Below are 23,930 nucleotides of genomic sequence, written 5' to 3'. Positions count from 1 at the left end.
CAGTGGAGAACGAAGTCGATGCTGAAAAGCACGGTTCGGGTTAGCCTTGGCATCCCAGCCTTCGGCTCAGCGGGCTTATAGGAGGTGCATGACCGACGTCGTCTTTCATGAGATCGCATGGCTGCTGCTCGGCGCTGCTGCCGTCGGGTTGTTGGGCACTGTCCTGCGTCAACCTGTGATCGTGAGCTTTATCGCGGTAGGGATTGGAGCTGCTGCCTTTATTGACAGCAGTCCAGAGACTGCGACCCAGATACGCTTTCTCGCCGAACTAGGGATCGCACTCTTGCTTTTCTTGGTCGGCCTGAAGCTCGATGTGCGCCTGATCAAAACTCTCGGTCCTGTGGCGCTTGCTACTGGGCTCGGACAGGTAGCCTTCACGGCGGGTATCGGCTTCCCGATAGGGCTTGCGCTTGGGCTCGACTGGTTGACCAGCCTCTATGTCGCCGTCGCGCTGACTTTTTCCTCGACAATTATCATTGTAAAGCTGCTGAGCGACAAGCGTGAGCTGGAGACGCTGCACGGGCGCATCGCCCTTGGCTTCCTGATCGTCCAGGACATTGTGGTCGTGATCGCCATGGTCGTGCTGTCGACGATTGGGGTTGGATCCACGCAGGTCGGCAGCGGTCCCGTCGAAATCTTTACTATCGGCGGATCGCTGCTCGGGGTAGTGGCGGCTCTAGTGCTATTCGTTCGCTATTTAGCCGATCCGCTGATGGCGCGGCTCGCCCGTACCCCTGAGCTGCTGGTCATCGCCTCCATCGGTTGGGCTGCGACTGCGGCCGCCATCGGCGATATGGTTGGGCTCGGCAAGGAGCTCGGCGGGCTTGCGGCGGGAATCTCGATCGGCTCGACGGCCTATCGCGACATGGTCGCGGCGCGGTTGAGCGCGCTGCGGGACTTCCTCCTGCTGTTTTTCTTCCTGTCGATCGGTGCGACGCTGGACCTGTCGACGCTGGGGCAGGACATCCCGCGCGCTTTTGTCTTTTCGCTGTTCGTGCTCATCGGTAATCCGCTCATCGTCATCCTCATCATGGCATGGATGGGATATCGCGCGCGCACAGGCTTCCTGGCTGGTCTCACGGTCGCGCAGATTTCGGAATTTTCGCTGGTCTTCATGGCCATGGGACTGAACCTCGGACATGTCGACCAGTCCGCAGTCGGACTCGTCACGCTTGTCGGGCTCGTCACGATAGCCCTCTCGGTCTACATGATCACCTACTCCCAGCAGCTCTACGTCAGGTGTCGTCCCCTGCTGCGCCCGCTTGACTTCGGGTTCTGGAGGGAAAAAGCGGCCGAAAACGATGAAGACGGTCCCACCGTTGATGTCATCGTGTTCGGCCTTGGCCGCTTCGGCAGCGAGCTCCTGAGGCGCCTTGAGGACGCCGGCTACAGCGTCCTTGGCGTCGACCTAGACCCGCAAACGGTCAAGCGCTACTCGGACAAAGGCTATCAGGTGCGCTTCGGCGACGTGACCGAGCAGGAGTTCTGGGCCGAACTTCCGCTCAGGCAGGCACGGTGGGTTGTCCTCTCGGTCCCTTACGACACGATCCTGCTGACGGAAACGGATCCGCGCAGCGGCCTGCTCGCCGCCATCCGAAGCCACAAGTTTGGCGGACGCGTTGCCATGGCCGCGCGCAGCGACCAGGAAGGCAGGCACCTTCGGGAAGCCGGCGGTGTGGACCTAGTCCTCAACCCCTTCGACGATGCGGCAACATCTGCAGCCAGACAAATTACCGACCTCGACGAAGATTGCATAACGCAGGAGGCTGCGACAAAGTTGGAGCCGGGAGCACTCGCCACCGCTGCTTCTGAAAGTCAGCCCCAGGTGATCATCGCGGGATATGGCCGTGTCGGCAGCCTCGTGAGTGACATGCTCACCCGGCATGAGGTGCCCTACATCGCCTTGGATAACGATTCGACTCTGGTCGCGCGTGAGCGGCGGAAGGGCACACCAATCCTCTACGGTGACGCTGCCAGTCCGGAGGTGTTGGGGCGCCTCGGTATCGCTTCGGCCAAAGCTCTGGTCGTGACCATGGCCAGCCCACCCGTGGTGGAGTCGGTGGTCACGGCCGCGCGCGCCGAACAGCCCGATCTCGTCATAGTTGCACGCGCCCGAGATGCCGAGCCCGCGGTCCGGCTCTATGATCTGGACGTCACTGATGCCGTGCCTGAGGCGATCGAGGCAAGCCTCCAGCTGTCAGAAGCTATCCTGGTCAATATCGGCATTCCTATGGGGCGGGTGATTGCCTCCATCCACGGAAAAAGGGACGAATTCCGCAAAGCTCTTCAGGGACCTGACAAGAATGGCCGCACGCGCCGAGCGATCCGCACCTCCTCCACGCAAACCGAACACGAAGTTCGTCCCGATCGCAGGCACGAGTGACAACAGCGTTCGGAACAATGAGCGCCTGCGAGTTGTCGTCCGCATCTGAGGGCCCAACCACGTTGTCCTGGCAATTTTCTGATCTGCCGCCCACAACTCGCAGCTGCCCGGCTGCGACTACCCAGCAGGTTGCTTTACTGCAAGTGAGCAATTCGGCACGTGGCGCTTTGCTCCCTCGCGGCGGCTGTGCGGCCCGCTGACCTGTCGTGGGCTGCGCTTCGCTCCGCTCTTAATCTGGAGAACGGGCAACAGCTGCGATCCAATCGTCGATTTCCGCTTCGACCCACACAGCGCATTTCGGGCCCAGCGATCGCGATTTCGGAAACCTGCCTTCGCTCATCCGCTGATAGATCGCGGAACGCTTCATTCCCACTCGAGCCATGACATCTGGCAAGCGCAGAAGTCGGGTGGGCAGAGGCGCCGGCTCGCCAGCGTGCAGAGAGACGGCATCGTTGGAGGAGACAGCAGTCATTCGTCTTTCCTGTCTTGGTGAAGCTCGGTCCCCTCCGAGGTGAATTGGATCAGCGCGGCAGCGCCATCGAAATGTCGCGGCCCACAAAATCATCGATGTGCTTGGCAAGCATGCGGGCGACGAGCTGCGAAGTGCCATTCGCCCACCGCGGTCGCAAATCTTCGACGCGTCGCCCAAGCGTTCGTTCGAGCTGGCCTGGCAAGGCCGTAAAGAAGTCCTCGAGAAACTCTCCCATTTCGCTGCGCATCCATTCGCAGGCGAGATCCTCCTGACCTGCCAAGGCGAGGATCATGCTGGCGCGGGGAAAGGCGCCGCAGACATCGAGAACGCGCGCGGCTTCATCAAGGCCGATCGGCCGATCGCCGCGCATGACACGAAGCAACGTCTCGCGGTGGATCCCGACTTCTCGAGCGATCTGGTGCTTGGGCTTGTCAGACGACTCGATTGCATGGGCAAGAATGTGCGCGAGGCTGGTGTTGGCTTCGCCTCGGAATGGCGCGGGCTGATGCATCGACAAAAACTCCAACGATGAGGAACTGAGTCGTAGCCATATCGCGCGCGATCGATGTAGGAAAATGAAAAGAACATTTACGGAACATCTCGTTTCTAGGCGAATCATCCCCTAGGCCCGAGTCGCCGACAATCACCGCGACGCTTGTCGGGATTCGTCGACGTTCATTACCAGATAAGCCGCTGTTTCTGCGTATTATCGCCGACGCCGGCCAATTGATGCGTCCATATCCGTCCGCCACTTCAGCCCCAGCGGCGATCCAACTTTCCTACATCGATTTCCTAGATGCATGTGGAACACACAGCGAACGAAAGAACGCTGGGTTCACCCCTCCAGATGGAGCTCCATATGCAGTCTCTCACCCTCTCCCGGCGTTCCGGCGCCGTTGATCACAACCCCTCGAAGTTCGGGCGGGCCATGACCTTTGCGGTACCGCTTGCGGTCGCAGCACTGGCCGCAAGCGCCGCCTACGCGGGCGCCGACACGACCTTCACCCCTGCCCTCACGAAATTCACCGATTTCCTCGAAGGCTCGGGCGGCAAGATCATCACGGTCCTCAGCCTTGCAGGCGGCCTCATCGGTCTCGCCTCGGGCCGGTTCTCGCTCGGACAGGTCGCTGTTCCGGTCGGTGTCGGCATCGGCGTCGGCACGGGTGTTCCGATCGTCACCTCGGTCGTCACCGCGGTCATCTGACGCGTCGGACGGGAAGGCGCGTCGCCATGGCAGACCCATACATCATCCCGCGTCGGCTCGACGATCCGGAGCTCATCGGCTTCTGGACCATCGACGAGTTCGCCGGGATGCTCATCCCCTTCACCTGGGGAATCCTCAGCCAGCATATCTTTGTCGGCATCATCGTTGCCTTCGGCGCCTGGTTCGCGCTGCGAAAGGCAAAAGCAGGACGCGCCAGCTCCTGGGTAGCCCATGCCGCCTATTGGTATCTGCCGGCCGGATTGTTGGGCCTGAAATCGACGCCGCCTTCCCACTGCCGCCTGCTTGCCGGTTGAGGGGAGATATCCATGTTTGCCGACATTTCACACGAGCGTCAGCAGTCGCTGCTGCGCCAGCGCAACCTCTTTGCGCTCACCAGCGCCGGGCTCGGCATTGCGCTTGTCGTCGCCGTCAGCCTTGCTGCCACCCGCGACCGCGAAGTCGTGCTCCTGCCAACGCTCCCCAAGCAGCTCACCGTCAGCAGCGCGGGGGTCGAGGCCGACTATCTCGAACTCGTGACCCGCGATGCCGCGCTTGTTCTCCTCAATCGCAGCCCCGAAGGCCTCGACTACTGGATGGACGAGATCCTGAAGCTCGCCGATCCGGCAAGCTACGGGCGCCTCAAGGCCGATCTCGTCCGGATTGTCGAAGAGCAGCGGGGTTCGGATGTCACCCAGGCCTTCGTCATCCGGTCGATGACCGTCGACCCCAAGGGGCTGACTTCCGATGTGACGGGCACGCTCAAGACATTTGTCGGCGCCCAGGTCATCGCGAGCGACGAACGCCGTTTCCGCTTCAACTGGACCTACCGGGGCCTGCGTCTCGCGCTGTCAGGCTTCAGCCAGTTGCCACCCAAAGACCCAACGAAGGAGGCCCAGTGATGGCTTACCGACGCAAGACGCGCGCGTGGAGCCTGGCTCTTTGCGCCAGCATCATGCTCGCATTTTCAGGAAGCGGCGCTCAGGCCGCCGATCAGTTCAAACAGGCTGCAGATGGAGCAAGCATCGAATGCGCCGTGTCGGCCCGCGAGCTGACGCGCTTCGCGCTTATCGACGACCAGTTTGCCAGCGTCTCGAAGATCTCGACCGGCACGCCCTACAACGATTTTGCGGTCACCAACGAACCGCTGCGCGGCGACATCTACGTGTCGGTGCCCGAGACCTATGCGGCGCGGTCGATCAGCTTCTTCGCCACGACCAAGAAGGGCTTCGTCTACAAGGTTTCCTGCCAGGTCGAGCCTGTCCCGGCAGTGCAGGTCTTCATCACCAACCCGGCGATCGCGACAAACAAGGCATCTGCCTGGGAAAGCGAAACGCCGCTGGAGACGAGCGCAGTGCGGCTCATCCAGGCCATGGCCAATGACCGGACGGTCGATGGCTTCGAAGTCAGGCAGTCCTCCGCCCTTCCGGCACGGGTCGGCGATCTCGAAATCCAGCTCATCGCCGATTACCGCGGCAGCGCGCTTGCCGGAAAGGTCATCCGCCTGGCGAACCGTGGCCGCAAGCCGCTGACGCTTGCCGAAGCTGATCTCGCGTCCTCCCAGACACTCGCAATCTCCATCGCCCAGCCCACTCTCAAATCGGGAGAAAGCACGGTCGCCTTCATTGTCGGTTCGAACGGAGGGTTGGGCCATGACTGATGCTCCCTCGATCTCATCCCCGGTACAGGCCGATCCGGCATCGCCGTCGCCAGTAACCAGCCTCAACGCGAAGACCGCACGGCGGCAGAAGCTTCTGCTTGGGTCCCTGGGCGCACTCGCGCTTGTCGGCGGCAGCTGGTTCATCCTGGGCGGCGGCGACAGCGCGAAGAGCGATGATCCCACCGCCGCGCAGACTATCGACACCGCAGGGCTCATCAATCGCGACCTTTCACAGCGCGAGTTCGTCGCGACTTACGGCAACCGTCTCGATGCCGTGACCCGCGAGCAGAAGGCCATGAAGGACGCGAGCCTCCCGCGCGAGGAAATCGAATCCCAGCTTGCCGCGCTCAAGGCCGAGAACCAGGCCATGCGGGTCGACGGCCAAGCCGCGATCGATGCGATATCGGCTGAGAATGCGGATCTCAAGTCGCGCCTCGCCAGCCAGGCCGCCCCGGCAGCCGCAAGCCTGCCGCCACCGGCCTATGGCCCGCAGGCGGGTGGCTACGATGCGCGCGGTCGACCGCTTCAGTCTGCCCCTGCGGGTGCCGCGCTTGGCGCGAGCGAAACAGGCCTTCCCGGTCCCGGTGAAGTCAAACTCATGAGCTTCACCGCCGACAAGGCAGGAACCAGCGGACTGCGGGCGGCTCGCCCGGAAGCGCCGCCGGTGGTGGTCGAGGACTCGCCGGACTATCTCCCGCCCAATTCCTATGCTCCTGCCAAGGTCATCGTCGGCGTCGATGCGTCGGCGGGGGTCGCGAGCCAGACCGATCCGCTTCCCGTGGTGCTGCGCATTACCGGTCCGGCGCGATCGGTCATGCAGAACGGCAAGGTTCTGACCACGCGGCTTCAGGGCTGCATCGTCAATGGCGCAGCGCGCGGCGATCTCTCGTCCGAGAAGGTTTACGTGAAGCTGGCGCGGATGACCTGCGACCAGCCCGGCGGGCGCGTCGCGGTGAGCGAGGTCAAGGGCTTCATCAGCTTTGCCGGAAAATCGGGCGTGCGTGGCCGTGTCGTCAGTCGCGAGGGCAGCCTTGTCAGTCAGGCCCTGCTCGCCGGAATTGTCGGCGGGTTCGGGCGCGGCTTTTCGGCGAACGCCAACAGCGTCTTCTCCGGCGTCACGACCAATGCCGATGGCACCCGCTCGAAGCTCTCTGCCGGCGACATCCTCGGCGGTGGGCTCGGCCAGGGCGCTGCCGATGCCGCCGATACGGTCAGCAAATATCTGATCGAGCGCGCCGAACAATACCAACCCGTCGTCGAGATGCCGACCGGCATCGATGTCGAGATCGTCTTCCTCGACGGCGTCTACGTGAGGAACTCTCAATGACCCCTGCCGCAAACGATCCAACCCCCACCAAGCCGCGGCGCTGGCTGCGACCGGTGGCGACCGTTGCTGCCGTCGTCGCCCTGTCAGCCGCAACGGGTTGGGGCGTGGCCAGCCTCGCCTCCCCGGCTCAGGCTCCCGACACGGCAAAGGTGCGCGCCGCGCTCAAGCTGCGCCTCCCGAAGACGCCGATAGACGCCATCACCTGCGATGGCCTTGGCGGCCTGTGCGAAGTCGCCTCGAAATCGACGCTGTTCTACGTCGATCGCGCGGCCAAATATCTGGTGATCGGGCGCATCTACGACATGGAGGCGCGGCAAGACCTGACGGCAGCCCGTCTCCTCGCACTCAACCCAGACTTGCTGGCTGCTGGTGCTGCACGGCGGAGCAATGCCAACGAAGAAAGTCAGCCCGCCCCGCGCGCCACCCCGCAGAAGGTATCGCTCGCCGGCCTGCCCGCGAACGGCGCGATCACCTGGGGACCAGTGAACGGCCCCAAGGTCGTCGTCTTCTCCGATTTCCACTGCGGCTACTGCAAGAAGCTCGAAGCCGAACTGAAGGCGATCGGCGCGCGCGTCGAGGAGCGGCCTATTTCGATCTTCGGGGCCGACAGCCGCCGCGATGCCGAACGGGTGCTGTGCTCGCCGCGCCCTGAGGTGTCCCTGCATATGGCCTATTCGGGTCTCGCCCTCGCCAACCCGAAGCCGTGTGACACGAGCGGGCTCGATGCCAACGAGGCCTTTGCCAAGGCCCATGGCTTCAACGGAACGCCGGTGATCGTACGCCCGTCCGACGGCGCGATCCTTGAAGGGTATCGCCCGGCTTCCGTGCTCCGTGAATTCCTCAAGCCCGCAAAAGCGGCCGCCCTCGCTCCGGCCAAGAAAGGATAACCGTCATGGGATTTTCCCACCGTATTCTCGCCTCTGCCTGCCTTGCCGTGCTGACCAGCGGCTGCGCCACCTTCGGCACCAATATCGAAGGCGATTTCACCTGCCGTGCCCCCAAGGGCGACTGCGCACCCAGCCAAGTGATCGATGCCCGCGCCACCAAGGATTTGTCCGCGAGCGGACCGGTCCATGACGGTCTGCGTCCCCCTGTTTCCGTCGCATCCGGCGATCAGGCCCGTACATCCGAGCGTACGCTCAGGATCGTCTTTCCGGCCCATATCGATGAGACCGGGACTCTGCACGACGATGCGGTCGCCTGGGCGGTGGTCGAAAATCCGCGCTGGGCCGCAGAACTGCGCCGCAAGGCAGGCGAGGATACCGCCCCGCTGCTGATGCGGCAGCTCAGGCGCCAGTTGAAGGCCGCACAGGCCAAGAGCGATCTCCTGAAGGAAACCGCCACCCTTCCCGCGGCCGAACGGCCCGAAGCCGAGACGTTCGATCTCGGACAGCCCTTTCAGCCTTCGTCCTCGATCGAGGACATCCCCTCTGCCTCGCCGCTGGTCCTCCCCTCCACGGCGCGCGAGGCGGTTGCCGGTGCGAGCGCACCGGCGGTCGAGGGGTTCGACATGACGCAGCCCCCGCATGATCGAACCCCTCGGCCCTCTGCCGACAAGGCCCCGCTGATCTTCCCGACCATCGAGGCGATCGAAGCCGCCAAGAACGCCGCCAAGGCACAAAAGGAGCCCAAGTGATGGCCGAGAAACTCAAGACGATCGTTGACAGGCTCCTCACCGGCCTTCTGGGCGATGCCGAGCACGCTGAACATGACCGGCCTGCCCTGATGCTCGATCTGCTGTCGGACTGGCTCCCCTACCGGGTCTATGATCCGACGAGCCGGCTCTATTTCAACGCGCGCTCCAAAGGCTTCGTGCTCTCGGTCACTCCTCTGATCGGGGCGGACGAACGCACTGGCGAGATCCTCGGGTCATTCTTCTCCGAAGGGCTTCCGGCAGGCGCCTGTCTCCAGGTCCTGCATCTCGCATCCCCGCGCATCAGCCGGATCGTCGCACCCTGGTTTGCGCCGCGCTATGTCCAGGGCGGCGTCTACGAGGCGATTGCCCGTCACCGCGCACGGCGGCTCTACAGCCTTGTCTGGGAATCGGGCTCGCAGGATGCGCCCTTCCACGCCCGGCACCATCAGGTCATCGTTTCGGTCGGCGTGCCTGCGGCCAAGGCGGTCAGCAACGAAGATCTCAAGCAGACCCGCGACGGCCTTATTGCCATGCTGAAATCGCTCAATCTGGGCGTTGCCGAAGTCGAGCCCCAGCAACTGATCGCGATCATCGACGACCTGACCTCGCCGACCACCGCGCCGCAAGACGATGCCGTGCCCTATAATCCGAACGACGCGATCGCGGCCCAGGCGATCCGGCACGATATCGAGCTCGTCATCCACGAAGACCGTATGCGGCTCGTCACCGAGCGGTTTCGTGCGACGGGCAAGATCGAGGACGGCGTTCCCGAGATCGGCACGGTCTACCCCGATGCCTTCGACGTGCGGCATTTTTCCTCGCGCAACATGCCCCAGCGCTGGGCGCCGTGGGAATGCGCGCGGCTTATCGGCGACATGTTCACCGACAAGCTGCGCTTCCCCTGCCCTGCCGCGACGATGCTGTGCCTCGTCTATCCCGACCAGGAAGCTGCTTCGGCCAAGGCCGGCTTCAAGTTCATGCGCACGACGAGCCTTGCCGGAACGCGCAGTGCGCGCTTCCTGCCCCGCATCGGCGAGCAGGCGGCCGAGTGGCAGCATGTGCAATCCGAGCTGCAGGAAGGCCGACGTTTGGTGCGGGTCTTCTATGGTCTGACGACCTACTCCCCGCTCGGCCGCGGGGACCGCGACGAACGCGCGATCAAGTCGATCTACAAGGCGGCGGGCTGGGATCTTGCCGATGAGCGATACCTGCAGATCCAGGGGCTGCTCGCGGCCATGCCGATGACGCTGGCCGATGGGCTTGGCGCGGACATGGAGCGCCTCAAGCGCTTCAAGACCGTGCTCTCGACGACAGCGGCCAATATCGCTCCCATGCAGGGCGAGTATCTCGGCAGCGTCCATCCGCACCTGCTGTTCGTGGGCCGGCGCGGCCAGCCCTTCTTCTGGTCGCCATTCGAGAACGATGCTGGCAACCACAATGTCGCGATCTGCGGCAAATCCGGCTCGGGGAAGTCTGTGCTGCTGCAGGAAATGTGCGCGGCGCTGCGCGGCGCTGGCGCTCAGGTCGTGGTCATCGACGACGGGCGCAGCTTCGAGCATTCGGTGAAGCTGCAAGGCGGCCGGTTCGTCGAGTTCACGATGAAGGCGGGCTTCTGCCTCAATCCGTTCTCGATGATCGATGGCGAGCGCGCGGCCGAAGACGAGGATTACCGGCTCGACTGCTTCGGCATGGTTAAGGCCATTGTCGGCCAGATGGCGCGGCACAGCGCAAAGCTCAACGACACCGAGCGCGGCCTGATCGATCGGGCGGTCAACATGGTCTGGAGCGAACGGGGCGTCGATGCCTCGATCACCGGCGTCGGCGAAGCACTGACAGGGCTCGGCAATGAAGCCGCAAGCGATCTCGCCACCGCGCTTGCGCCATACATGTCCGGCGGCACCTATGGCGCCTTCTTCGAAGGCCAGGCGAGCCTCGATCTCGACACCGATTTCACCGTCTTCGAGATGTCGGACCTTGCCACCCGCGAGGAACTGCGCAGCGTCGTTCTCTCGGCGATCATGTTCATGACCAGCCAGGCCATGACCCGCAGCCCGCGCTCGGTGAGGAAGCTGCTGCTGATCGATGAGGCGTGGTCGATGCTCAAGGGCGGCTCGATGGGCGAGTTCGTCGAAACCTATGCCCGCACCTGCCGCAAATATGGCGGGGCGCTGGCAACCGCGACGCAGTCACTCAACGACTATTACAAGTCCGATGGGGCGACCGCTGCGCTGGAAAACAGCGACTGGATGCTGATCCTCCAGCAGAAGCCCGAGACGATCGCCGATTTCAAGGCGTCGAAGCGCCTCGACATGGACGACCGCACCGAGACCCTGATCCGCAGCCTTAAGCGTTCGGGCAGCGATTATTCGGAAGTCTTCATCAAGGGCCCGGAGACCGAAGCCATCGGCCGGCTCGTCCTCGACGACTATTCGGCGACGCTGTTCTCAAGCTCGCCCCAGACCTTTGCCGCGATCGATGCCGAAATCGCGCGCGGCCACCAGCTTGCCGACGCGATCGAACGGATCGCCTTTGCCAATCGAACCTGACTTCTCCCTCCATCCAAGGACACCCAAAACCGATGCCACTCCATCTCGTCACGCCGATCGACCGGGCCCAGGATGCCCGTGCCGACGGCGAAAGCCTCGATCTGCCGGCCAAGTGCTGGCGCTCCCATGCCGCCGACCTTTGCTACATCGTGCTTCGCGGCAGCACCTTCCTCGCCTCGAGCTACCTCATGGCGCTCGGACTTCCGCTTCTCTTCTTCCTTCTGATTTCCGGCGGAGATGCCGGGGTCTTCTTCGCCCATCTCGCCAATATTTCGGACCGTTTTCTCGGCGCCGAGCAAGGCCGCCAGATCGGCTTCCTCGACGAGTTCAAGTTCGTCCTCATCGGTGTCGCAACGCTCGTCGTGGTCTGGCGCCTGCCGCGCTTCATCAACGATCTCGAGCGCGAGCTTTCGGGAGAAAAGCTGTGAAGAACATATTGGCAACACATTCCCTGCGCGGCCGCATGGGTGCGGTGAACTGGACCGCCGTCGCGCTCGGTTTGAGCATGGTCGGCTCAGCGCTCTGGGGCGTCTGGGCTACCGACAAGCTGCTCGCGCTCGACAAGCGCGAAGTGGTGACGGTGCAGCTGAGCCGCATCATGGGCGACTTCATCGAAGCCGAGGCGCGCGCGGGAAGACCGCCTGAAGAAACCAAGATGCGCGTCCAGGCCTATCTCCAGGCGGTCGAAGCCTCGGTCGAACATCTGGGCCGCGAGGGCCGCACGGTCCTTGTCGCCGAAGCGGTGGTGGCCGGCAGCACGCCCGATCTCACCGAAGCCGTGCGCGCCGATGTCGCGCGCCGCGTGGGGGCCATTCCCGATGCGCGCCGCTGATCTTGTCCTCCACTCGCCAACCGGGCGGCGCCTCGCGCTGTGGGCAGGGCTTGGCGCGGCAGCGCTTGCGCTCACCTCGCTCGCCGCCTTCTCGAAGGACCACGCGCTGATGATCAACGCCAGTCCGAGCCTGCCTTACTGGGCGATCTGGCTCGATCGCGGCGCGCTGCCACAGCGCGGCGAGATCATCCTGTTCGATCCGCCCGCCTCGCCGCTGCTCGAAAGGCACTTCGGCAAGAAGCCCAAGCCGTTCGGCAAGAAGGTGAGCGGAATGCCCGGCGACATCGTGACCGAGAAGGAGCGCAGCTTCTTCGTCAATGGCCGCAAGGTTGCGGTAGCCAAGCGGGCAAGCCGTTTCGGCGAGCCGCTGGCGCTCGGTCCGACAGGCGTGGTGCCTCAAGGCTGCTATTTCGTCACCACCGCGCACAAGGACGGTTTCGACAGCCGCTATGCGGCGATCGGGTGGATCTGCGCCAGGCGCATTCTCGGGGTCGGGAGGCCGATCCTGTGACACCGCTTCGCGCCGCCCCTTTCCTCGTAGCCGGTCTTCTGATGGCCGCGCCGGCAAGCGCCCGCGACTACGGCCAGCAAGGCACGGTCTGGTCCGTGATCGAGCCTGACCTGCTCGAGCAAATCCATGCGCGTCTCACCCATCTCGAGAAGACCGGCGAGACGGCCAAGCTCAACGAGGAGCTGAAGCGGCGAACGATAGCGCGCGTCAACCGCCCTGAGCCGGTCGCGGGGATCAATGCCGCGGCGGCGGCGCGCAGCTGGCGTTTCGATCCGACGATCAGCGTCGAGCGCGACATTGCCGACGACAAGGGCCGGGTGATCGTGGCGGCCGGAACACAAGTCAATCCGCTCGACACCGTACCGCTGCGTGTGCCGCTGGTGTTCCTCGACGGCGATGATCCCGAGCAGCTTGCCTGGGCAACCCGGCGCTATGCCAGCACCAAGGCCAAACTCATCCTCGTACGCGGCGCGCCGCTTGAACTGATGAAGGCCCGCCAGCGCCGTTTCTATTTCGACCAGGGCGGCAGCCTCGTGAAGCATTTCGGCATCCGAGCCGTGCCCGCAACCGTCGAGCAGCAGGGCCGCGTGCTCATCATCACCGAGCAGCCGGTTCGACCCAAGGAGCGCGCATCGTCATGAGCAGAAAAAATCGTCTTCTCACATGGGTATGCTGCGCGCTCCTTGCCTTCAGTCTCAGCCTTGCTGCGGCTTCGCCAGCGCAGGCATCTGCCGGTCCGGGCCGCTGCACGGGCAAGTTCGTCAATCCGATCACCGACATCTGCTGGTCGTGCCTGTTTCCGATTTCGGTTGGCGGTCTGAAGATCTGGCCGTCGAGCCGTCCCGATACGAGCAACCCGGCGCTTCCCGTTTGCCTCTGCGGTTTGCGGCCGGGCATCGCCATGGGCTTCTGGGAGCCGGTCCGGCTTGCCGACGTCAGCATGAAGCCCTGGTGTTTCGTCAATCTCGGCGGGATGAAACTCGATCCCGGTTTCGACATCGGGTTCAAGTCGATGGCGGGTCCTTCGGCCGTGGGCGGCGCGACGCAATACAATTCGCAGTGGCATGTCCACTGGTATGCCTATCCGCTGATCTACTGGATGGAGATCGTTGCCGATTTCCTGTGCCTCGAACAGGGCTCGGTCGACATTCTCTACATCACCGAGATCGATCCGCTCTGGCAGGACAGCGAGCTCACCGCGATCATCAATCCCGAGGCGGTTCTCTTCGCCAATCCGCTCGCGCTTGCGGCCTGTGCGGCTGACTGCGTTGCTGCGACGGCCAAGCTCCCGACCGACGAGCTCTTCTGGTGTGCGGGATGCCAGGGCAGCATGTATCCCTTGAATGGCAATGTCTCGGCGACGATTGGGCACGTCCAGGCATCGCGGCTCGCCCTCGCCCGCTTCTCCTATAAGCTCCACCGCGAACTCGTCGCCTGGGGCACGATGGGCAGCAAGGGGCTCTGCGGCAAGTATCTGATGCCAGTGATGAGGAAGCAGCAATACCGCTTCCAGGCCACCAATCCCAATCCGCAGACCAAGGGCCGCTACGCCTGCGCGCCCATTGGCGCATCCACCACCTTCATGTCGGCAGGCCAGGTCTATCCCGCCATCGGCGAGGACATGGGCTATCTGGTCTGGCGCAAACGGAACTGCTGCGCGTGAGCGCCGTGACGGCGCAGAAAGGAAATATGTATGTAATACAACAACATATCCTTTCATCGTCTTGCTGACGAATGACCGGTGGCTGCGATGCCACCCCACCCGGCGGAAGGAGTCGGGGCGGAAGGGGGTCTCCAAGGTTTGCCGCGTTCCGGCGGTCGGCCTCAGAGCAGGAGACCTGAACTGTACCGGATGCGGCCCGTCAGCCGCAGGCCGGGCTACCACAGGATCTATGGTGAGATACAAGCGAATGACGTGTCTGAAGCCTCTTTATTTACAGTTGAACTCCCGATCACCTGACGGGGTGGGGAAATCGCGGTGTGAACCGGTTGGCGTGTTGCGCTGCCTTCTGGTGGGTGCTCGCAGAGCACTCGTGTGCGGGTCGTCCTTTCTTGTCCGCACGCCCGAGCCGCAAGGGGTTAAGCGTCGCACCTACGGGTCCAAGGTTGATCGTCGGAACACGGGAACCATCATCGCCCGCCTGCTTCGGAGCAGGCTATCCGCGGAGACCGGGGATGGGCGCTGGTGGGGCGGAGCCTGCGTAGTAGTCCGAGGGCGGGAAAGCCGTCCACATGGCGAAGGCAGGCAGGAAGCCGGTGGGCTGTCATGACGGAGGAACTACCAGTGGACTCTGGTAATCAGGCCGCACAGGTCTGGCTCCTCGGCGTTCAGCGAAAGCTCTACCAGTGGAGTCGGGAACACCCCGAAGAACCATACTGCGACTTGTGGAATTGGGTAACCGATCCCCGCAATCTGCAGATGGCCTGGAAAACGATTGCCGGTAATCGCGGCAAGCGCACTCCGGGAGTCGACGGGGAGACCGTAGCGAGAATTGCATCCGGTATTGGTGCCATGGAATTTCTGCGGAAGCTTCGCGAGGAGCTTCGGTCGGGCGGCTACCGCCCGTCCCCTGCACGCAGGAAATGGATCGCCAAGCCGGGCAAACCGGGGAAGTTCCGACCCCTCGGTATCCCTACAGTCAAGGATCGCGTGGTGCAGTGCGCGGTCAAGCAAGTACTGGAGCCGATCTTCGAGGCCCGGTTCTGGCCAGTCTCTTACGGGTTCCGGCCCGGACGGGGCAGTCAGGCCTGCCTTGAACATATCCGTGTGACCATCCAGTCGCGGGGCAGACCTGCGGCTGACGGTCGCCGACACAAAGCGCCGTACCAATGGGTAATCGAAGGCGACATTGAGGGCTGCTTCGACAATATCGGACATCACCCGCTGATGGAACGCGTGCGCCACGGCGTCGCGGACCGCAAGGTGAACCGGTTGCTCGTGCAGTTCCTCAAGGCCGGGGTTCTCGAGGATGTTTCGTACAGCCCGACAGACACCGGCACGCCGCAAGGTGGAGTGCTCTCACCGCTGCTGGCCAACATCGCGCTTGGCGTGATCGAGGAACGGTATCGGGACTGGGTAAAACGCCCCGAGGACCCACAGCTGAAATCCGATGGGATAAGGCTGGCGGCAATCAGGCGCGACAAGGATCGCAAGGCCGGGCGACCGGTCTTCTATCCCGTCCGCTATGCCGATGACTTCCTGATCTTCGTGTCGGGAACGGAAGCTGACGCTCTTGCCGAAAAGCAGGCGCTGGCAACCTACCTGCACGAAGCGATGGGTCTGACGCTCTCGCCCGAGAAGACGCGCATCACCGCGCTGACCGAGGGCTGTCGATTCCTTGGATGCCGCGTGAGGCTCAAATGGGACAAGCGGTTCGGGCTGCACGCCCGCATCGAAATCCCGCGCGAGCCGATCAACGGATTCAGGATACGGGTAAATCAACTGGCCCGACGGCAGACGCTTCGGCGTTCGCTCAAGGCCATGCTTCAGGAACTCAATCCATACCTTCGCGGGTGGTCTGCCTACTACCGCTACTGCGTGGGGGCGAAGTCGATCTTCGCCAGTCTCGACTGGCATGTGCGGCAACGTCTCTGGCTGTGGCTGCGGGCCAAGCACAAACGTGTCCCCGGGAGGAAAATCGCATCGTGGCGCAGGCCGGGCATCGCCCATCCGGGCAGCAAGGTCTGGGCTGAAGGCAGCACGGAGCAATTCTTGATGAGCTACGTGCCAGTTCGGAGGTTCGATCTCAAATGGATGAAGAAACCCGAGTACGCCAAGGCTTCTGGAGAGCCGGATGCACAACGAAAGGTGCACGTCCGGTTCGGAGAGAAGGCGTGGGAAACTGGGCGTGGAGACACGCCGCAGCGCCCACGTCTTACTCTACTATGAAAATACTCCCTCATCTCCTTGTAATCGCGTCGATCACTGGCGCCGCCGCCATGGCGGGAGCCGCAGCGCAGACGAGCGAGCCGGAGCTCGATCTCGAAGCGATACGCGCCCGCGCCAAGGTCGAGGCGAGCGAAGCCGATGCGCTTGCCGCCAGTGCCCGCGCGCGCGCCGAAGCGGTCCTTAGCCAAGCCAATGCCAGCGCCGCCGAAGCCCAGGCGCACGGCAAGCGCTACACCGAGCAGGCGACAATATCTGCGCGGCCAGAAAGTGAGGACGTCTTCGACTTCGACAAGATGGTGGCCGACGCGGGCACCATGGCCAGCGAGGGCTTGGGTGAAGCACCCCGCTTCATCGCCTTCGCTTCGCTCTCGATGCCGCCGGCAGCCTTGCGCGCCATGGCGGACGACGTCGCCCGCGCAGGCGGTGTGGTCGTGCTTCGCGGGCTGCCAGGAGGCAGCGCCAAGACCCTGACTGCGGCGCTCGCGAAAGTCGCAGCGGACGGCGGCAAGCTCGACGCGGTCGGCATCGATCCGCGCCTGTTTCGCGCCTTCGGGATCGAGGCGGTCCCCACCTATGTGGTGACCAGCAGCGACTTTGATCTCTGCGATGGCTTCAATTGCCGGACCCAGGTTCCGCCCCACGACCGGATGAGCGGTAATGTCAGCGTGTCCTACGCGCTCGAAACCTTCGCGCAAGGCGGTGGTCCCGGCGCCCTGCTTGCATCCCAGCATCTTGCCCGCCTGCAACGGAGTGACCCATGAAGCGGCTTCTCCTCCCCCTTTTCTGCCTCGCCTGCGCCTGTTTGCCGACAAGCGTCTCGGCCCAGACCACGACCGATGCCGCCAAGGCGGATGGCAAGGCGTTCGGGCGCGACCAGGCGGCCGCAGCGCAGGGCGCGGCGACAACCGACCCGGATGCAAACCGCATTCCCAATTTCGGGGGTGTACCGAACCAGTCGGGCTATTTCGATGATCCTGACCGGATGGCGCGTGAGGCCGCAAGCCAGGCAACGGCAAACACCGGATACCGGACCATGCGCGATTCCATGGATCGCCGTGCGCAGTTCGCGCCCCAGGACCTCGACGCTGTTGTCGCGCGCAGCAATGTCATCAACGACGATCCGCTCTCCTACACGAGCGGCATGAGCATCAGCGGGAGCCAGGGGCGCTGCGTCCCCCTGCCTCCGGGAACTGGCACTGCAGCGCGCTACATGGCGACCTGCAACGTCGGCTATACCGCGACCCAGGAGACCAGCACCTGCCCGGTGACACTGAATGCCACGATCGAGCAGCGGCAGGTCTATGGCTACTACTGCGTCGGCGGGAGCGGCGTCGATCCGGCATCGATCTATAATTGCAATCGCTACCCGGCACCGCAGTGCACGGTTACGCAGTCCTATCCGATCAATCTGTGCGATCCCTATCTCGGTATCTACTGGGGCTGCAACTCGGGCGACCTGCGCGTCGATCTCGTGAGCTGCACCGCGCCGGTCGATGGCGCGACACCCTACAGCGTGACCGGCGAGAATGTCGTCACGACAAGCCGCGATGAAAGCCAGTGCGCGGGCCTTGCCGCAGACAATTCATGCCAGCAGGACACCGAGACCTGCACCGACAGCGATCCTGTCACCCGGATCGTCGATGGCATCGCGGTCACCCAGCCCTGCTGGGCATGGTCACGCAGCTATACCTGCGCCCAATTTACGCAAGCCCAGGACTGCCAGACGCTGGAAAGCACGCCCGGCTGCTCGCTGGTGCGCGAAGACTGCCTTTCGGGTGAGCCCTGTCGGACCTGGGAGCGGGTTTACGACTGCCCGGTCCCGGACCAGCCTGCCGATACCAGCCAGTTCATCTGCGACGGCGACGTCTATTGCATCGATGGCTCGTGCGAAACGATCGAGCGCGAGGCCAATGACGAGTTCAAGGACGCGGTTGTCGCGCTCAACGCGATGGACCAGGCGCGGCGCGAGTTCGATCCCGACACGCTCACCCTGTTCAAGGGCACGCGCAACACCTGCTCGTCCAAGGTTTTCGGCGTGCTCAATTGCTGCAAGGGCAAGGGTTTCCCGCTCATTCCGGGTATCCAGCTGCTTGTCGCGCTTGGCTGCAGCCGCGAGGAAATGCTGCTTCACCAGCGCGATGCGCAAGGCCTGTGCGCCTATGTCGGGACCTATTGCTCGGACAGTTTCCTGGGCGTCTGCCTCACCAAGAAGAAGGTTTATTGCTGCTTTGAATCCAAGCTTTCGCGGATCCTGCAGGAACAGGGCCGCCAGCAGCTGAACAAGCCCTGGGGCAAGCCCAAGACCGAGCAGTGCCTTGGCTTTACCATCGACGAGTTTTCGCGGCTCGATCTCTCGAAGATGGATTTTAGCGAGGTCTACGCCGAATTCACCGACGCCGCGCGCCTGCCCGACGAGCTCCAGGCCGCCACCGAAATCCAGCAGAAAATCGAGGACTATTATGCCCGCGCCAGCCAATAAGGCCGCCCGGCGGCTGCTTGCCGCCTGCCTCTCGCTCACCGCCGTTGCGCCTGCGCTCAGTGCTCCGGCCCACAGCCAGGAACCGCCGCTGGTCACGACCAGCGACAGCCAGGACAGCTTCTACTGCGAGGAGCGCCGCCTTGGGTACTGGTTCTATTGCGCCAGGCCCAAGCCGCCCGAAGTGCGGGAGGAGGCATCTGAGCCCGCTCCGAGTGCGACGAGCCAGCTCGATGCCATCACGGCAAATCTGCGCGAACTGAAAGCCAAGGCGATTCTCGAGCCGACGCCGGCCAATGTGACGGCCTATATCCGCTTCCAGCGCGCCCAGCTCGACCGGGCATCGCTGTTCAGCGATGTATGGCAGCGGGCAATCTGGCAGGATCCTGACCTCGACTATACGCTCCAGCGTCCGGTCTCGACGCTTGGCAAGCGCCAGTGGCAGGACTCGCGCAACGCCGAGCGCAATGCGGTGATGGCGCAGCTCTCTGAACGCTACGGGCTGTTCTACTTCTTTGCCCAGAGCTGCGGCGCCTGCGAAGTCATGTCGCCGATCGTCCAGAGCGTTGCTTCGACCTGGCACATCACGGTGCGCGCGATTTCGACCGACGGCGGTCCCTCGCGCCAATTCCCGAACTACACCGTCGAGACGAACCAGCGCAGCCGCATGGGGCTCGAGCCCAAGGTCACGCCGGCGGTGGTGCTCTGGGATGCCGCCAAGGGCCAGCCCATCCCGATCGGTTACGGCGTGATGAGTGCCGACGAGCTTCAGGATCGCATTTACCTCCTCACATCGAAGGAAGCCGGACGTGACTACTAGGATGAAACGTGCCGTCGCCGCGATCCTCGCGGCTGCCCTCCCCCTTACCAGCGCATCGGCCGATGTCGGCAGTTCAATGGACTCGTTCCTCAACGATGTTGGCGGCGCCGCCAACGTTAACGGGCCGACCGCGTTCGAGGGCCAGTCGGCAGGCTATTACAGCCTCGGCAACGTCTGGACGCGCTTCCCTCAGAAGACGACCAACATCGCCAATCTGCAACTGCCGCGCGCCCGTGCGGGCTGCGGCGGCATCGACATCTTTGCCGGATCCTTCAGCTTCATCAATGCGAGCGAGATCGTCGCAATGCTGAAGGCTGTCGCCAACAATGCGGTCGGCTTCGCTTTCAGCCTGGCGATCGACACGGTTTGCCCGGAATGCTCGAAGATCATGCAGGAGTTCAGCCAGAAGGCTCAGCTCATGAACAACCTCAACATCAACTCCTGCGAAATGGCGCAGGGGCTGGTGGGCGGCATCTGGCCCAAGGGCGATCTGGCCGACAAGGCGATCTGCGAGGCGATCGGCAATTCGGAAGGCATCTTCACCGACTATGCAGCCGCCAAGCACGGGTGCGGCACCAAGGGCCAGCGGTCGAGCACGACGGCGCAGGGCTCGGGAAAATATGATGACGTCAATCCCGCCGTGGCAAGGAACTACACCTGGACGATCCTCAAGAAGTCCGCGTTCTTCTCGCCGAATGGTACCTTCGACGAAGAACTCGCCGAATATGCAATGACGCTCCTGGGCACGATCATCTATGTCCCGCCCAAGGATGATGAGCCGGGCAAGTTCGTGCCGATTGTCGGGGAAGCGTCCTCGACGCTGGTCACCTCATTGCTCGATGGGACGAGCAACGGGAACGTCCTGATTTTCGACTGTGACGAGCCGGACAAGTGCCTTGATCCCGGTTTCAAGTCGCTCAGCCTTCCCGCATCCAAGGCACTGCGCCCGCGCGTTGCGGCCCTGATTGCCGGTATGATTCAGGCAATCCATGACGACACCGCGATTACCGACGCGCAGAAGGAGCTGCTCCAGGTTGCCTCGATCCCGCTCTACAAGATCCTGACTGTCCAGGCGGCCTATGGCCGCGGGATGCCAACCGATGATCGCGAAACGCTGGCGGAGATCGCCAGCGTCGACCTGCTCTTCGCGGTCCTCGACCGGATCGTCAGCGAAGCGGGCCGCTCGATGTCGAGCTTCATCGGCGCGGACGAAGCCAAGATCGCGATGTGGCAGGGCCAGGTGAATGTCGTCCGGCAGGCACTCGCCGACAGGCAGGCGAACACGCATCTGAAGGTCAACGCCATCATGCAGATCATCGATAAGACGGCGTTCATCGAGAACGTGCTCGCTGCCTCGATGTCGCCCGGCATGGCCGCCTCGCTCGACTGGTCGCGCGGCGTGCAGTCGCGCGCCCTTACCCACTGATCCCTTTCAGCGCGCCGAAAGCGGCGGGAGCCCAGCATCATGGTCGAGATTTTCACGGTTGGCGGCGGCGACTACCTGGTCAATGTCTTTCAGGCGGTCGCCGCCTGGACAGGCAATGGGGGCTACAAGAGCCTCCTGCAAGTCGTCATGGTCATGGGGCTTGGCCTCTCCGCCATCACGCTGGCGTTCAATCAGGACTGGCGGGCCTGGATCAACTGGTTCCTCGGCGCGACGCTGATCTATTCGTGCCTGATGGTGCCGCGGCTCGACGTCCATGTGACCGACCGGCTCAACCCTAGTCTTGCTCCGGCCAATGTCAGCAATGTGCCGCTGGGGCTTGCACTGATGGCGAGCTTTACGAGCCAGGTCGGCGACTATCTGACTGGCTCGGCCGAGGTGGTGTTCGGGCTGCCGGGCGATCTCAACTACTCGAAGAACGGCATGATCTACGGCGCGCGGCTCTACGATGCTACGCGCTCCTTGCGTATTTCCGACCCGGAATTTGCCGCCAATCTCGACGAGCATTTCCGGCAATGCGTGTTCTACGACGTGCTGCTTGGCCGATATTCGATGAAGGAGCTCGCCGAGACCAGCGACATCTGGATGACCATCGCGCCCGGCAGTCAGGCGCGGGCCCAGCGCTTCCTCACCCGCGACACCGGAACCGGTCAGGTGACTTCGAATATCATCACCTGCCGCGAAGCCTATGATGCGCTGAACGCGCAGTGGGCCGGACTGATCGACGGCATGGGGACGGTCTTCGGACGCCAGCTTTATCCCAACCAGACCGCCGCCCTCGCCAAGGCCAAGCTTTTTGCTGACCTGCCGGTGGCTTACCAGTACCTCACCGGGGTCTCGGCCAATGCGACCGAGATCTTCAAGCAGACGCTGACGATCAACGCCATGAGCCAGGCCATGCATTCGATGGCGGCAACGAGCGGCGCGGGCAATGTCGACGTTTACGCCCAGACGCGCGCCGATATTCAGACCGAGCGAACCTATGGCTCGATAGCCAGCAACGCGATGAAATGGGTGCCGCTCCTCAATGTCGTGCTGACCGTGCTTTTCTACGCCCTGTTTCCTGTCCTCTTCCCCCTGTTCCTGCTGCCCAAGACCGGACCGCTGGCACTCAAAGGCTATGTGACGGGCTTCTTCTACCTGGCAGCATGGGGACCGCTGTTCGTGATCCTGCACATGATGCTGATGTACAAAGGCGCCGCGGACATGAGCGCGGTTGCCGGTGGCAATGGTCTCAGTCTTGCAAGCTTCACCGGCATGGCCGATGTGAACAGCGATATCGGGCTGCTTGCAGGCTATCTCATCGCGTCGGTGCCGTTTCTGGCCGGCGGCGTCGCCAAGGGTGCCATGGCGATTTCGCACCATGCGACAAGCTATCTCAATCCAAGCCAGAACGCGGCCGAGGAAGCGGCGCGCGAGGCGAGTACGGGCAACGTCTCGCTGGGCAATACCAGCTTCGAGAATTCGAGCGTTCTGACGCGCCAGTTCGCACAAGGGACGATCGCGCCAAGCTTCACCTATGGCGCGGCGCAGACGCGGACGTTCAGCGATACGGGCTCGATGACGACGAGTTTCCCTGAAGCCAGCTACGATCAGCTTCCCAACTCGAGCTATCCCTTCACGCCCAGTCTCGGACAGGAGTTCACTTCACGCCTGTCGACGATGGCATCGCAGGCCCGCTCGAACAGCGAGAGCTATGCGAACATTGCGACGGAATCGACCACCAGCGCGGTCACGAAGTTCCGCGAGCTGCGCAGCCAATTCAGCCGCGGATTGGCTTTCGAGAGCGCGACCGGCACATCCAACTCCGATAGCGTCCAGACCGCCTTTAACGAGGTCGACCAGGCATCCACCAACCTACAGCGCCAGTTCGGCCTCTCACGAAGGGCTGCTGACGACATTTCGACCGCTTGGTTCCTTGGGGGCGAAGCCGGCGCCAACGCTGGTGTCACGAACGGCGTGGCGTCTGCCAATGTCGGATTGAAAGGAGGCGGTACCCGCACTTGGACCGATAGCGACATCGGCATCGCATCTGAGGATCGCTCTCGAATCTTCGGCAGCCTCGCGCAGATGTCGGACAGTCGGAACTGGTCGACCACACGCGATGGATTTGTTCGTAGCGTCAGCACGTCGTCGAGTTCCTCGATTTCGTCGACCGCGAGCGGCATGAATGCTTCCCTAACCGAGGCACAGAGTTACAGCCGCGAAGCGCGGCGGGCTGAGGAACTGGCAAATCGCCTTGAAAGCCAAGCATCGTTCTTCGAAGGCAACAGTGCCGCAGGCAGCCTAAACCTGTCACAGGCCTACCGCGAGTGGGGATTGGTCGAGATCGAGCGCAATCGCGACTTCTACGGCAATGTCCGCTTTGACGACGTGACATTCCAGCTCAGCCCGGAAGGCCAGGCGCTGCAGGGCAAATTCATCGAAAGCTACGCGGAACAGTTGCGCGACGGAATCGAGGACAGGCTCGTACTGACGCCAGGACAGCCAATCTCGCACCCCTCGGTCACAGGACCGGGATCTGTCCGCGGTCGTGCCCAAATCGGCGGAGGGCGCGCAGGAAACGTGCCGAAGGTGGACCCAGGCACTGTTCACGACGAAGTGCTGCGCGCTCAGGATGCCGGTCGCCAACGGATCCGCGGATCCAGAGGGCGTCTCGATGCAGTTACCAAGGGCGCACAGGGTGCGAGCGCGGAGTCGGCCGATGAGGTGAAGGAATGGTGACGGATGGGC

The 23,930-nt window shown here is 63.3% G+C and carries 22 protein-coding genes; 21 read left to right on the top strand and 1 reads right to left on the bottom strand.

What is annotated here, in order from left to right:
* Nucleotides 1–88: 88 nt before the first annotated feature.
* Nucleotides 89–2,383, top strand: coding sequence for a cation:proton antiporter family protein (locus JI59_RS00330; RefSeq protein WP_007011014.1), 2,295 nt, complete (start codon nucleotides 89–91; stop codon nucleotides 2,381–2,383).
* Between the two features lie 229 nt (nucleotides 2,384–2,612).
* Here the strand turns inward: JI59_RS00330 and JI59_RS00325 are convergent, their stop codons facing one another.
* Nucleotides 2,613–2,855 carry an AlpA family transcriptional regulator gene (locus tag JI59_RS00325; RefSeq protein WP_052117800.1) on the bottom strand — a complete coding sequence of 81 codons (243 nt, stop codon included), beginning with the start codon at nucleotides 2,853–2,855 and terminating at the stop codon, nucleotides 2,613–2,615.
* Nucleotides 2,856–2,952: 97 nt separating this feature from the next.
* Here JI59_RS00325 and JI59_RS27250 point away from each other — a divergent pair, with 97 nt between their 5' ends.
* The 20 genes from JI59_RS27250 (at nucleotide 2,953) to JI59_RS00225 (ending at nucleotide 23,921) form a co-directional block, all read left to right on the top strand.
* On the top strand, nucleotides 2,953–3,387 hold the full coding sequence (locus JI59_RS27250) for a hypothetical protein (RefSeq protein ID WP_203226072.1): 435 nt from the start codon (nucleotides 2,953–2,955) through the stop codon (nucleotides 3,385–3,387).
* 327 nt (nucleotides 3,388–3,714) lie between these two features.
* The gene (locus tag JI59_RS00315; RefSeq protein ID WP_038576652.1) at nucleotides 3,715–4,059 is read left to right on the top strand and encodes a TrbC/VirB2 family protein; all 345 of its coding nucleotides are present in this window, start codon (nucleotides 3,715–3,717) and stop codon (nucleotides 4,057–4,059) included.
* Nucleotides 4,060–4,085: 26 nt separating this feature from the next.
* The gene (gene traL, locus JI59_RS00310) at nucleotides 4,086–4,373 is read left to right on the top strand and encodes a type IV conjugative transfer system protein TraL (protein WP_007011018.1); all 288 of its coding nucleotides are present in this window, start codon (nucleotides 4,086–4,088) and stop codon (nucleotides 4,371–4,373) included.
* 12 nt (nucleotides 4,374–4,385) lie between these two features.
* The gene (locus JI59_RS00305) at nucleotides 4,386–4,958 is read left to right on the top strand and encodes a type IV conjugative transfer system protein TraE (protein ID WP_007011019.1); all 573 of its coding nucleotides are present in this window, start codon (nucleotides 4,386–4,388) and stop codon (nucleotides 4,956–4,958) included.
* Nucleotides 4,958–5,716, top strand: coding sequence for a type-F conjugative transfer system secretin TraK (locus JI59_RS00300; RefSeq protein WP_038575266.1), 759 nt, complete (start codon nucleotides 4,958–4,960; stop codon nucleotides 5,714–5,716). Before JI59_RS00305 ends, JI59_RS00300 begins: the two co-directional genes overlap by 1 nt.
* Complete coding sequence (locus tag JI59_RS00295) at nucleotides 5,709–7,043, top strand: TraB/TrbI/VirB10 family type IV secretion system protein (RefSeq protein WP_007011021.1); 1,335 nt, start codon at nucleotides 5,709–5,711, stop codon at nucleotides 7,041–7,043. Before JI59_RS00300 ends, JI59_RS00295 begins: the two co-directional genes overlap by 8 nt.
* Nucleotides 7,040–7,930 carry a DsbC family protein gene (locus tag JI59_RS00290; protein ID WP_007011022.1) on the top strand — a complete coding sequence of 297 codons (891 nt, stop codon included), beginning with the start codon at nucleotides 7,040–7,042 and terminating at the stop codon, nucleotides 7,928–7,930. Before JI59_RS00295 ends, JI59_RS00290 begins: the two co-directional genes overlap by 4 nt.
* 5 nt (nucleotides 7,931–7,935) lie before the next feature.
* A complete protein-coding gene (locus JI59_RS00285; RefSeq protein ID WP_007011023.1) occupies nucleotides 7,936–8,679 on the top strand; it encodes a hypothetical protein in 744 nt (247 codons plus the stop codon).
* A complete protein-coding gene (gene traC / locus JI59_RS00280; RefSeq protein WP_038575262.1) occupies nucleotides 8,679–11,225 on the top strand; it encodes a type IV secretion system protein TraC in 2,547 nt (848 codons plus the stop codon). Before JI59_RS00285 ends, traC begins: the two co-directional genes overlap by 1 nt.
* 32 nt (nucleotides 11,226–11,257) lie before the next feature.
* Complete coding sequence (locus JI59_RS00275) at nucleotides 11,258–11,653, top strand: hypothetical protein (protein WP_038575259.1); 396 nt, start codon at nucleotides 11,258–11,260, stop codon at nucleotides 11,651–11,653.
* On the top strand, nucleotides 11,650–12,057 hold the full coding sequence (locus tag JI59_RS00270) for a type-F conjugative transfer system protein TrbI (protein WP_013832771.1): 408 nt from the start codon (nucleotides 11,650–11,652) through the stop codon (nucleotides 12,055–12,057). The genes JI59_RS00275 and JI59_RS00270 overlap by 4 nt, the downstream gene beginning before the upstream one ends.
* Entirely contained in the window at nucleotides 12,044–12,568 is a 525-nt protein-coding gene (locus tag JI59_RS00265) for a S26 family signal peptidase (RefSeq protein ID WP_052117799.1), read from the top strand. Before JI59_RS00270 ends, JI59_RS00265 begins: the two co-directional genes overlap by 14 nt.
* Nucleotides 12,565–13,209 (top strand): type-F conjugative transfer system protein TraW, encoded by a 645-nt coding sequence (gene traW, locus JI59_RS00260; RefSeq protein WP_081473887.1) that lies wholly within the window; start codon nucleotides 12,565–12,567, stop codon nucleotides 13,207–13,209. Before JI59_RS00265 ends, traW begins: the two co-directional genes overlap by 4 nt.
* Nucleotides 13,206–14,231, top strand: a complete 1,026-nt coding sequence (traU, locus tag JI59_RS00255; RefSeq protein ID WP_038575254.1) for a conjugal transfer pilus assembly protein TraU — start codon at nucleotides 13,206–13,208, stop codon at nucleotides 14,229–14,231. The genes traW and traU overlap by 4 nt, the downstream gene beginning before the upstream one ends.
* 621 nt (nucleotides 14,232–14,852) lie before the next feature.
* Complete coding sequence (ltrA, locus tag JI59_RS00250) at nucleotides 14,853–16,457, top strand: group II intron reverse transcriptase/maturase (RefSeq protein WP_138921578.1); 1,605 nt, start codon at nucleotides 14,853–14,855, stop codon at nucleotides 16,455–16,457.
* Between the two features lie 50 nt (nucleotides 16,458–16,507).
* Nucleotides 16,508–17,218: a type-F conjugative transfer system pilin assembly protein TrbC gene (gene trbC / locus JI59_RS00245; protein WP_007011027.1), complete on the top strand. Its 711-nt coding sequence runs from the start codon at nucleotides 16,508–16,510 to the stop codon at nucleotides 17,216–17,218.
* Nucleotides 17,215–18,936: a conjugal transfer protein TraN gene (locus tag JI59_RS00240; protein ID WP_038575249.1), complete on the top strand. Its 1,722-nt coding sequence runs from the start codon at nucleotides 17,215–17,217 to the stop codon at nucleotides 18,934–18,936. The genes trbC and JI59_RS00240 overlap by 4 nt, the downstream gene beginning before the upstream one ends.
* On the top strand, nucleotides 18,917–19,753 hold the full coding sequence (locus JI59_RS00235) for a conjugal transfer protein TraF (protein WP_007011029.1): 837 nt from the start codon (nucleotides 18,917–18,919) through the stop codon (nucleotides 19,751–19,753). The genes JI59_RS00240 and JI59_RS00235 overlap by 20 nt, the downstream gene beginning before the upstream one ends.
* Before the next feature lies 1 nt (nucleotide 19,754).
* On the top strand, nucleotides 19,755–21,179 hold the full coding sequence (locus JI59_RS00230) for a conjugal transfer protein TraH (RefSeq protein WP_007011030.1): 1,425 nt from the start codon (nucleotides 19,755–19,757) through the stop codon (nucleotides 21,177–21,179).
* Nucleotides 21,180–21,218: 39 nt separating this feature from the next.
* Nucleotides 21,219–23,921 carry a conjugal transfer protein TraG N-terminal domain-containing protein gene (locus tag JI59_RS00225; protein WP_007011031.1) on the top strand — a complete coding sequence of 901 codons (2,703 nt, stop codon included), beginning with the start codon at nucleotides 21,219–21,221 and terminating at the stop codon, nucleotides 23,919–23,921.
* Nucleotides 23,922–23,930 lie beyond the last annotated feature (9 nt).

Origin of the sequence: Novosphingobium pentaromativorans US6-1 (assembly GCF_000767465.1) — a bacterium.
Lineage (GTDB): Bacteria > Pseudomonadota > Alphaproteobacteria > Sphingomonadales > Sphingomonadaceae > Novosphingobium > Novosphingobium pentaromativorans.
Note: the sequence above shows the minus strand (reverse complement) of the source record. Positions and strands in the feature narration are given on the sequence as shown.